This window comes from Olleya sp. ITB9, assembly GCF_001315805.1.
GTDB lineage: Bacteria > Bacteroidota > Bacteroidia > Flavobacteriales > Flavobacteriaceae > Olleya > Olleya sediminilitoris.
Genome location: NZ_BCBW01000045.1, coordinates 85492 through 96878 on the forward strand (window position 1 = coordinate 85492; position 11387 = coordinate 96878).

Below are 11387 nucleotides of genomic sequence, written 5' to 3' on the forward strand. Positions count from 1 at the left end.
AAATTTTGTAATAGTTAATTTTGTATATAAATTAGACTATGACGCGTTTTATTATACTTGCAATTATATATGTTGTTTTTACTGTTTATGGCTATCAAGCCATTAAAACAGTATTTAAAGCTAGCTGGACACACTATTTGTTTTTTGCTGTAGCTTTTTTAGTAGCAGCTAATATTATTTATCAATTTTCTACACCTGGTGAAGGTCGTGTAATTTCAGGAGGAAGAGCTTATGCAATTGGTTTTATGTTGTCTTTTATGGCTTTTAATTTGGTAATAACTCCATTACTAATTGGTGAGGATATTATCCGTTCATTTATTGCTTTATATGATAGGTTTTTTATTACTAAGGAGTCATTATACTTACCATCGCGACGTAAATTTATTAGTCAAGTCGCATTAGGTTTAGCAGCTATCCCATTTTCTGGTTTGTTGTACGGAATGTATAAAGGTCGCTATAATTATAAAGTGCTAAAATACACTTTACATTTTGAAGATTTACCTGAGGCTTTTGATGGTTATAAATTAACTCACATAAGTGATATTCATTCTGGGAGTTTTGATAATAAAGAAAAAATAAATTATGCTGTAGATTTAGTTAACCAACAACAAGGAGATGCTATTTTATTTACAGGAGATTTGGTTAATAATAAGGCGTCAGAAATGTATGACTGGAAAGATACCTTTGCTAAGTTAAGTGCAAAAGATGGTGTGTTTTCTGTGCTTGGTAATCATGATTATGGTGATTATGTAGATTGGGAGACAGAACAAGAAAAGAAAGCTAATTTAGACGAATTAATAACTATCCAAAAGGAGATGGGTTTTGATTTGTTATTAAATGAAAACCGTTACATCGAAAAAAATGGACAACGTTTAGCCTTAGTTGGTGTTGAAAATTGGGGAAAAGGAGGTTTTAAAAAAGCAGGTGATTTAGACAAAGCTTCTGCATCAATACAATCTGACGATTTTAAAATATTAATGTCTCATGACCCTTCTCATTGGGATGAAAAGGTTATTTCACACAAAGATCATTATCATTTAACTCTAAGTGGTCACACGCATGGTATGCAATTTGGAATAGAAATTCCTGGTTGGATAAAATGGAGTCCTGTAAAATGGCGTTATAAACATTGGGCTGGAATCTATCAAGATAAAGGACAGTATATAAATGTAAACAGAGGTTTTGGATATCTTGCATATCCTGGACGTTTAGGTATATGGCCAGAAATTACTGTTATAGAGCTTAAAAAAGGTAAGCAAATAGCTTAGTTTATTTTAAATTTTATATTTTAGTAATACGCTGTAACTAAATTATAAGTGTATGTCAAAATTTGGAGAATTAATAGATGCCGATGTTCCTGTATTGCTAGACTTTTTTGCAGAGTGGAGTGATGCCTCTAAAGCAATGCATCCTATACTGAAAGATGTAGCTTTAGCATTTGGTAATCAAGCTAAAATTATTAAAATAGATATCGATAAAAACAAAGTGCTATCTGAAGCTTTAAGAGTTAAGGGATTACCTACTTTAATTATTTATAAAAATGGCGAAATGAAATGGCGTCACAGTGGTGACCAAGAAGCAAATGATTTGATTACTATCTTAAAACAATATATTTAAAGCGATTTAAACTGATAGCCTTTTTTACTAAAATGATCTAGCATTTTAGGTAATGCATATTGCATGTTTTTTGAAGCTTTAACGCTATCATGAAACACCACAATACTTCCTGATGAGGTGTTCTTAAGTACATTTTTTAAGCACTTTTCTTGACTTACACTAACTTCCCAATCGTAAGACAATACGCTCCACATAACAATTTTATAACCTTTATTAATAAGTAATTTGGCTTGTCTGCGCTTAATTTTACCAAATGGAGGTCTAAATAGATGCTTGTGTTTTGGATTAATAGCTTCTTGTGCTTTTTCGGTATTATTAATATAATCTTCAGTGTTTGTGTTCCAGCCTTTAAGATGATTAAAAGTATGATTACCTATAGTGTGTCCTTCCTTAATAAGATTGTCAAAAATACTAGGATGTTTTTTGACGTTATCTCCAATGCAAAAAAACGTAGCTTTTGCATTGTAATGTTTTAGTGTGTCTAAAGTCCATTGTGTAATTTCAGGCGTTGGACCATCATCAAAAGTTAAATAAATGGTTTTAGATAAAGACGCCTTTTTCCAAAGGTAATTTGGAAAAAGGCGTTGAATAAATTTTGGTGTTTTTACTGGAAAAAAAGGCATTTATTCGCTTTTAATAACAGTATCTAACTGTTGTAATAAATCTTGATCTGTTCTAATAGGAGCAGTTTCAGCTTCTGGTTGACTATCATAATATTGTTTGAACAATTCAAGATAGTTTGTAAAGTTCATAGACTCTTCTTTAGCAAATGTTTTATCATATTCCACCAAAACGTCTACCAACGCTTTATAACGTTCAATATCTGTAAGTATTTCGGTAAAATTCTTGTCTTGATTGTCTCTAGTTAATGTGCTGTAGTATTTTAAGTTCTCTTGATATTTTACAGCTACATCTTTAAACAACTGTCTTGCTTTGTCTTGATTTCCAACTTCGTAATAGGCACTAATAAATGGTTCTAATAAAGTATAGAATCCAAACTTATCAACTGGCATGTTCTTCATTGCAATGTCAGCTATTTCTTCAGCTTTGTCTAATTGATCTTCGTTAATTAAAGCTTCAATAAGTCTAGCTAAATTACCTCTGTAAGTAATCGAGTTTCGTCTTGTTTCTGGATCATGATAAATCTTGTCGCTTCCGCTATTTCCCCAATCCCAATTAATAACTTTATTATACATAAAATCTGTATCCAAGCGTCCCATGTCAAAAGGGTTAGCTTGAGCAACAGGAGTTTTTATAGGTACTAATTTGTAAACCATACCATCTAATTGTAGGTAGTCTTTCATCCATATATAATCAGATTCGCTAAATGCGCCTCCAGTAAAATATATAGGACGTTCCCAATTATTGTTGGCCACAATATCTAACATTAGTAGTCTGTTTTTAGTTATTGCATTATCTGTTATTTTTACATCTAAATAATCTTCAATTAGATCTGCGTCTTTAGCTTTTACTATCTTGTTTTCTAGTACAGATTCTTTGTCAACAGGGACTCTAATATTTTCTACAGGAAAATAATTAGTGTTTAAATACTGATCAGGATAGTTGCTAGGGTCTTCTCCTTCTTGAATTAATGCATAGCTAAGCTTTGTTTTAGGCTCATCACTAGATATAAAATTCATAAAAGTGTTAATGTCTAAAGTGTCTTTAGATCTTAATCGCTTTATTAAGTAATCTCTAGTACCATGTTTGTACTTGTCATGTGTTAATTTAGATGGGATTGGATCACTTTCATAAGCTTTACGCTTCATTTGATCTATGTACCAATCTGTTTGAAATAAACTAGTATTAACGACACGTACATCTGTGCGATAGTTTTCAATTTCTTGAGCATACCATAATGCAAAGGTGTCATTATCTCCAATTGAAAAGAGTATTCCGTTTTCACCACAAGAATCTAAATATTTTTTAGCCATAGCTAATGCTGTATATTTTCCTGATCTATCATGGTCATCCCAGTTTTGAGAGGCTAAAATAGCAGGTACTAATAATAAGCATATAAGCGAAACTGCAGGTGCTAATACTTTAGCAGATACATAACTTTTTAATAAGTCAAAAATAGCATAGACACCTAAACCAATCCATAAAGCAAAAACGTAAAAGGATCCTACTACAGAATAATCACGTTCTCTAGGCTCAAATGGTCTTACGTTGGTGTATACTTGTATGGCTAAACCAGTAAATAAGAAAAATACTAAGGTTACCCAAAACAGTTTTTTGTCTTTATTAAATAAATACATTAATCCTATTAACCCTAAAATTAAAGGGAAAAGATAATACGTATTTCTACCTTTATTTTCTGCTACATCAGTAGGTAAATTGTCTTGAGACTGACCTAAATTCCATTCGTCAATAGTTTTAATACCGCTTATCCAATTACCATGTTGGTCATAGCGACCCTGAAGGTCATCTTGACGACCAGAAAAATTCCACATAAAATACCTCCAATACATATACCCTAATTGGTATTCAAATAAATAAGAGAGGTTAGTCGCTAATGATGGTTTTTCGATATTTATAAATTGACCAAACTGTTTTAAAAAGTTATGATAGTCTTCATAATCTATCATCCCTTTGTTTACATCGCTTTTAAAATCAAGCATAGATTGTACTAAACGTTGCTCTCCTTGGTATTCAGGTTTCAAACTAAAATCTAAAAAGCCAGTAAATAACATGTAGTTTTCTGCATTCTCACCACTCCACATTCTTGGAAGAATGGAAGCTTGTTCAGAGTTATAATTCTGTCTTGCTTTTTTATACTGGTTAACTATTACGTAAGTTCCGGTAGCTTCGTCTTTTTCATATTTAGGTTTGTCATCTACATATGGTTCGTTTTCGTCTAAACCAGTGTACTGTTCAGTAAATAATGGACCGTAAAACAAGTGCGTTTCAGGATATTGCTCTAAGTTATAATACGCTAAAAGTTCTCTAGCACTAGATGGATTGTTTTCGTTAATAACAACATTAGCATTGGCTCTAATTGGCAGCATTAACCAAGTAGAAGATCCAATTAAAACAAATAACAAGCACAATATAGCAGTGTTATATGGGTACAGTTGTTTTTCTTTAGTGTATTTAAGTCCATAATAAAAGGCTGCAATTAATAAAATACCAGCAATTATAGATCCTGAATTAAAAGGAAGTCCAATTTGGTTTACAAAAAACAATTCTAAAGCACTAAAATATCTTAATACATTAGGGAACATTAGTTTAAAAACGAATAATAAAACAGCAACCGAAACGATATTAGCAATAATGAAGTTTTTAACCGTAACCATTTTGTAATTTTTAAAAAAGTATATTAATCCAATTGCAGGAATAGTTAATAATCCCATAAAGTGAATACCAAAAGATAATCCAACAACAAAAGCAATTAATATTAACCATCGGTTACCTCTAGGTTGGTGCATATCTTTTTCCCAGCGTAAACCTAAGTAAAACATAACTGCCATAATTAAGGTTGCCATAGCATAAACTTCGGTTTCAACAGCATTAAACCAAAACGAATCGGTAAACGCAAAAGCTAAGCTTCCAACAAAAGCACTACCTAAAACTGCTATTTTTTGTCCTTTTTTTAATAATTCTGGGTTACCAATTATTTTTTCTAATAATAAAATTATGGTCCAAAACATAAATAAAATAGCAAATGCACTAGACACAGCACTCATCATATTCATTAAAAAACCAATTTGTGAAGCATCAAAAGCAAACACTGAAAACACTGCTCCAAACATTTGAAACAAAGGTGCTCCTGGAGGATGACCAACTTGAAGTTTTGAGGATGTAAGAATGTATTCTCCAGCATCCCAATAGCTTACTGTAGGTTCGGCTGTTAAAGTATAAGTAATAAGAGCAATTAAAAAAGCGAACCAACTTAAAATTAAGTTCCATTTTTTAAAGTTTAAAGACGTCATAAATTATTGGTTTATTATGTGAGGCGAATTTAGTAATTATTATGTTACAGAAGTCGCTTTTATGTTAACGTTAGCTTTTTATTATTATTTTTTTTAAAAAAAATTTGCAAGTATTAATATTTGTCTTAAATTTGCATCCTCAATACGAGATTGGCCCATGGTGTAACTGGCTAACACATCGGTTTTTGGTACCGAAGAGTCTAGGTTCGAAACCTAGTGGGCCAACAAAAAAAGCTTCCTTTTTAAGGAAGCTTTTTTATTTTATATCAGTTTTAAGCTATATTTTAAATGTAACGACTGGTCTATTAGCGTGATGCACTAAATCTTCGCTAATACTACCGTTTAAAAAGTGAGAAATACCTTGTCTTCCATGTGTGCTTATCCCAATTAAGTCGGCATCAACAATTCTAGAAAAGTTTAAAATTCCTTTTTCAACAGTATTGTCATTATAAATATTTATCGTGTAATTGTCAAATGTGGTTTGTTCAGTAAATTCTAGCATTCTAACCTTTGATGCTGCAGTAGTTGTAAAGTTGCTAGGTGTGTTGACGTTTAATAAGTGTATTTTAGCGTCAAATAGATTTGCTAACTTTATGGCTTGCATGTAGGTTTCTTTATTGTCATTGTTAAAATCAGAAGCAAAAACAAATTCTTTGATATCAAAATGCTCGTGTGTATTTTTGATAACCAAAACAGGTATACTGGAAGTACGTACAACTTTTTCTGTGTTTGAACCTACAAATAAATCTTTTTGCTGCTCAATACCATGAGATCCCATTACAATTAAATCAACATCGTATTTTTCGCAAGCATCTAGTATACCTTTAGAGACTTCGTTAAATTCTACAGTTTCACTAATTGTAATATCTTTTAAATACTCATTATTGATTTCCGTTTCAAATTTTTGATGCGCTAATTTCATAAAAAACAGTGCTTCAGGAAGATTTTCAGGTGACGTCATTTCTGTACTTATTTGGTTTAATGGTAGCTCAATCATGTGAAGTAAAATAATTTCGCAATCATATTTTTTTGCCAATTGTGCTGCCACTTTTAATGCGTTTTCAGCTTCTCCAGAAAAGTCAGTTGGTACTAGTAGTTTTTTCATAATAAAGATGTAGTTGGTTTGTAAAGAACTTATTATAAAGTTAGTAATAAAAAATGACTTTTAAAAAGCTATGAAAATCAATAAAAAAATGTATATTTGCAGCGTTGATAGAGAAAAACGAAAATTGAGGGGACTAAAAGTCCCCTCTTTTTATACTTAGAAATGTTTATAGAAATAGTAAAAAAATTATTACAAGACGCCTTAACAGAACGCAACGATTTATTTTTAATAGATTTTAGCGTAGTAGGAAACAATGAGATTAAAATCATTATTGATGGAGATGAAGGTGTTAGAGTAGAGGATTGTATGTTTGTAAGTCGTGCAATAGAGCATAACATAGATAGAGAAGAGCATGATTTTGCGCTAGAAGTTATGTCTGCAGGAGCAGCTGCACCATTAACCTTATCAAGACAATATCCAAAACATATTGGACGTAACTTGGGTGTTACAACTAATGATGGTAAATTTGAAGGGACTTTAACTGAAGTAAATAACGAAACATTTACGTTACAGTGGAAAGCCAGAGAGCCAAAACCGATAGGTAAAGGTAAAGTTACCGTAAGTAAAACAGAAAAAATTGCTTACAACAATGTTGTAGAGGCAAAAGTTATAATAAAATTTTAATTCAAATAGAGTTATGGAAAATATAGCGTTAATTGAATCTTTTTCAGAATTCAAAGACGATAAATTAATAGATCGTGTCACCTTAATGGCTATTTTGGAGGATGTATTTAGAAATGCATTAAAGAAAAAATTTGGAGATGACGATAATTTTGATATTATTATAAACCCAGATAAAGGAGATTTAGAAATTTGGAGAAACAGAATCGTTGTTGCAGATGGTGAAGTAGAAGAACCAAATCAAGAAATATCATTAAGTGCAGCTAGAAAAATCGAGCCAGATTTTGAAGTAGGAGAAGATGTGTCTCAAGAAGTGAAATTAATAGATTTAGGACGTCGTGCTATTTTAGCATTACGCCAAAACTTAATTTCTAAAATACACGAGCATGATAATACTAATGTGTTTAAGCAATTCCAAGAGTTAGTTGGAGACTTATATACAGCAGAAGTACATCATATTCGTCACAGAGCAGTAATTTTATTAGATGATGAAGGTAACGAAATCATCTTACCAAAAGATAAACAAATACCATCTGACTTTTTTAGAAAAGGAGATAACGTAAGAGGTGTTATTGATAGTGTTGAACTTAAAGGAAATAAGCCAGCAATTATCATGTCAAGAACATCACCTAAGTTCTTAGAAAAATTATTCGAATCTGAAATTCCAGAAGTTTTTGATGGTTTAATTACAATCAAAAACGTTGTTCGTATTCCAGGTGACAAAGCTAAAGTAGCTGTAGATTCTTATGACGATAGAATTGATCCAGTTGGAGCTTGTGTAGGTATGAAGGGATCAAGAATACACGGAATTGTTCGTGAGCTTGGTAACGAAAACATTGACGTTATTAATTACACAACCAATTTACAACTTTACATTACTAGAGCATTAAGTCCTGCAAGAGTAACATCAATTAAAATTGATGAAGAAAATAAACGTGCAGAAGCTATCTTAAAGCCAGAAGAAGTAAGTAAAGCTATTGGACGTGGTGGTCACAACATTAGATTAGCAGGACAATTAACAGGTTATGAAATAGACGTGTTAAGAGAAGGTGCTGAAGAAGATGTTGAATTAAGCGAATTTTCTGATGAAATCGATAGCTGGATTATTTCAGAATTTAGTAAAGCTGGTCTTGATACAGCCAAAAGCATTTTAGAACAAGATGTGGCAGATTTAGTAAAAAGAACAGACTTAGAAGAAGAAACAATTTTAGATGTTATTAGAATTCTTAAGGAAGAATTCGAAGATTAACATATATTTGAGAAAAAAAAGAAAAGGTTAAAGGCAATTTATGGCTGAAACAATTAGATTAAATAAGGTATTACGTGAGCTTAACATCTCTCTTGATCGCGCTGTAGAGTTTTTGGACTCTAAAGGTGTGGAGATCGAGAAGCGACCGACTACCAAAATTTCAGAGAAAACTTACAGTATTCTTTCTGACGAATTTCAAACTGATGCTAACAAGAAAATGGCATCACAAGAAGTTAACGAAGCTAAGAATAAAGAGAAGGAAGAGCTGCGTATTAAACGCGAAAAAGAGCTAGCAGAAAAGCAAAAAGCTGAAGATGCTGCTAAAGCTGCAAGAGCAGCCAAAGCTGCTATAGCAGAGCAAGAAGCTAAGGAAAAGAAAAGAAAAGAGGAAGAAGTGATTAAGGCTTCTAAATCTATATCCAAGCTTAAGCCTGTTGGTAAAATAGATTTAGACACTGGTAAAAAAGTCGCTAAAAAAGCAGACCAAAATACTCCGTCTAAAAAAGAAGCACCAAAAGCTCAAGAGCAAAAAACTTCACCAAACAAAGTGACTCCTAAAGTTGAAGCTAAATCAGATGCTAAACCTAAAGTTAAAACTGAGGTTAAACCTGTAGCTAAAACACCAATTAAAAAGGTTGTGGCTAAAGAAGAAGAAAGCAAAGCTCCAGTAGAAGAAAAGCTTAAAACAAAATACACCAAACTTTCGGGTCCTAAAATTGCAGGTGATAAAATTGATTTATCTCAGTTTAATAAGCCTAAAAAGAAAAAAGAGGATCCTAAAAAAGATGATAACGCAAATAAAAGAAAGCGTCGTCGTATCTCAAAACCAGGTGATAACAACCGTAAAGGATCAGGACCATCAAGAGGAAATGATAGATTTAAAGGTAGAAAACCAGGTGGTCGTAAAACTATTGTTAAAGCAGAGCCTAGCGAAGAGGATGTTAAAAGACAAGTACGTGAAACTTTAGAGAAACTTCAAGGTAAGTCTTCTAAAGGTAAAGGTGCTAAGTATAGAAGAGATAAAAGAGATCAGCATAGAGAGCAGACTGAAATCGATCAACAAATCGAAGCAGCAGAAAGTAAAATACTTAAAGTTACAGAGTTTGTTACTGCAAACGAAGTAGCTACTATGATGGATGTTCCAGTAACAAAAATTATATCTGCATGTATGTCTCTTGGTATGATGGTTACTATGAATCAGCGTTTAGATGCTGAAACATTAGCTATCGTAGCTGAAGAATTTGGTTATAAAACCGAATTTGTAACAGCTGATATTGAAGAGTCTATTGAAGAAGTTCAAGATAAGCCAGAAGATTTAAAATCTCGTGCACCTATCGTAACTGTAATGGGACACGTAGATCACGGTAAAACCTCTTTATTAGATTACATACGTAAAGAAAATGTAATTGCAGGAGAGTCTGGAGGTATCACACAGCACATTGGTGCTTATGGTGTACAATTAGATAATGGACAAAAAATAGCATTCCTTGATACACCAGGTCACGAGGCCTTTACAGCCATGCGTGCTCGTGGTGCTCAAGTAACAGATATTGCTATTATTGTAGCAGCAGCCGATGATGATATAATGCCTCAAACAAAAGAAGCGATATCTCACGCTCAAGCGGCTGGTGTACCAATTGTATTTGCAATTAACAAGATTGATAAACCACATGCTAATCCAGAAAAGATTAAAGAAGGTTTAGCACAAATGAACTTACTAGTTGAAGATTGGGGAGGAAAAATTCAATCTCATGATATTTCGGCCAAAGTAGGTACAGGTGTTAAAGAATTATTAGAAAAAGTATTACTTGAAGCAGAATTATTAGAGCTTAAAGCAAATCCAAATAAACCAGCAGTAGGTACTGTTGTTGAAGCGTATTTAGATAAAGGTAGAGGTTATGTATCTACAGTATTAGTTCAAGCAGGAACATTGCGTGTAGGAGATTATCTATTAGCAGGTAAAAATAGTGGAAAAGTTAAAGCCATGCATGACGAAAGAGGTCATGACATTGAAGAAGCTGGACCATCAACTCCTGTATCTGTTTTAGGTTTAGACGGAGCGCCTCAAGCAGGTGATAAGTTTAATGTATTTGCAGACGAGCGTGAAGCTAAGCAAATAGCAACTAAGCGTACACAGTTACAACGTGAACAAGACGTTAGAACAACTAAAACATTAACGTTAGCCGAAATTGGTCGTCGTATTGCTTTAGGAACGTTTAAAGAGCTTAATATTATCCTTAAAGGAGATGTGGATGGTTCTGTTGAAGCATTAACAGATTCGTTCCAAAAACTATCCACTGAAGAGATTCAAGTTAACATCCTTCATAAAGGTGTTGGTGCAATTACTGAAAGTGATGTATTGCTAGCGACAGCATCAGATGCCATTATTATTGGATTTAATGTTCGTCCTGTTGGAAATGCAAGAACAATTGCAGATAGAGAAGAAGTAGATATCAGAACTTATTCAATTATTTACGACGCAATTAACGATCTTAAAGACGCTATGGAAGGGATGTTATCTCCAGAAGTTAAAGAAGAGGTTACTGGTACTGCTGAAATTAGAGAAATCTTCAAAGTTTCTAAAGTTGGTACTATTGCAGGTTGTATGGTAATGAATGGAAAAATATTTAGAAACTCTCAAATACGTTTAATTAGAGATGGAGTAGTAGCTTATACAGGTGAATTAGCTTCGTTAAAACGTTTTAAAGACGATGCTAAAGAAGTTTCTAAAGGATATGATTGTGGTATGCAGATTAAGAATTACAACGACATTAATGTCGGAGACGTAATTGAAGCATTCCATGAAGTAGAAGTAAAGAAAAACTTAAATAAATCAATTCGTATAACTTCGTATAATGTATGC

General features: G+C 32.7%; 8 protein-coding genes and 1 tRNA gene. 6 read left to right on the plus strand and 3 right to left on the minus strand.

All coding sequences use genetic code 11. From position 1 onward, the window contains the following. Positions 1-38: 38 nt before the first annotated feature. Together ITB9_RS13220 and ITB9_RS13225 are read left to right on the plus strand one after the other, a co-directional pair. Positions 39-1268 carry a metallophosphoesterase gene (locus tag ITB9_RS13220; protein WP_054852610.1) on the plus strand — a complete coding sequence of 410 codons (1230 nt, stop codon included), beginning with the start codon at positions 39-41 and terminating at the stop codon, positions 1266-1268. 52 nt (positions 1269-1320) lie between these two features. Next, positions 1321-1617: a co-chaperone YbbN gene (locus ITB9_RS13225; RefSeq protein WP_054852611.1), complete on the plus strand. Its 297-nt coding sequence runs from the start codon at positions 1321-1323 to the stop codon at positions 1615-1617. Here the strand turns inward: ITB9_RS13225 and ITB9_RS13230 are convergent. Continuing rightward, positions 1614-2240, minus strand: a complete 627-nt coding sequence (locus ITB9_RS13230) for a polysaccharide deacetylase family protein (RefSeq protein ID WP_054852612.1) — start codon at positions 2238-2240, stop codon at positions 1614-1616. The genes ITB9_RS13225 and ITB9_RS13230 overlap by 4 nt on opposite strands. Beyond that, positions 2241-5549: a DUF2723 domain-containing protein gene (locus tag ITB9_RS13235; protein ID WP_054852613.1), complete on the minus strand. Its 3309-nt coding sequence runs from the start codon at positions 5547-5549 to the stop codon at positions 2241-2243. A 151-nt stretch (positions 5550-5700) separates the two neighbouring features. On the opposite strand from ITB9_RS13235, the gene ITB9_RS13240 reads away from it, so the two are divergent. Continuing rightward, positions 5701-5774, plus strand: a tRNA-Gln gene (locus ITB9_RS13240). A gap of 52 nt (positions 5775-5826) precedes the next feature. Here ITB9_RS13240 and ITB9_RS13245 read toward each other — a convergent pair. Continuing rightward, a complete protein-coding gene (locus ITB9_RS13245) occupies positions 5827-6654 on the minus strand; it encodes a universal stress protein (protein ID WP_054852614.1) in 828 nt (275 codons plus the stop codon). A 162-nt stretch (positions 6655-6816) separates the two neighbouring features. Between ITB9_RS13245 and rimP the strand changes: the two genes are divergently transcribed. From rimP to infB, 3 genes are all read left to right on the plus strand, one after another. Beyond that, the gene (gene rimP / locus ITB9_RS13250; protein ID WP_054852615.1) at positions 6817-7278 is read left to right on the plus strand and encodes a ribosome assembly cofactor RimP; all 462 of its coding nucleotides are present in this window, start codon (positions 6817-6819) and stop codon (positions 7276-7278) included. Between the two features lie 13 nt (positions 7279-7291). After that, positions 7292-8524, plus strand: a complete 1233-nt coding sequence (nusA, locus tag ITB9_RS13255; RefSeq protein WP_028289344.1) for a transcription termination factor NusA — start codon at positions 7292-7294, stop codon at positions 8522-8524. Between the two features lie 40 nt (positions 8525-8564). After that, on the plus strand, positions 8565-11387 hold a 2823-nt coding region (infB, locus tag ITB9_RS13260; protein WP_082396228.1), incomplete at its 3' end, for a translation initiation factor IF-2.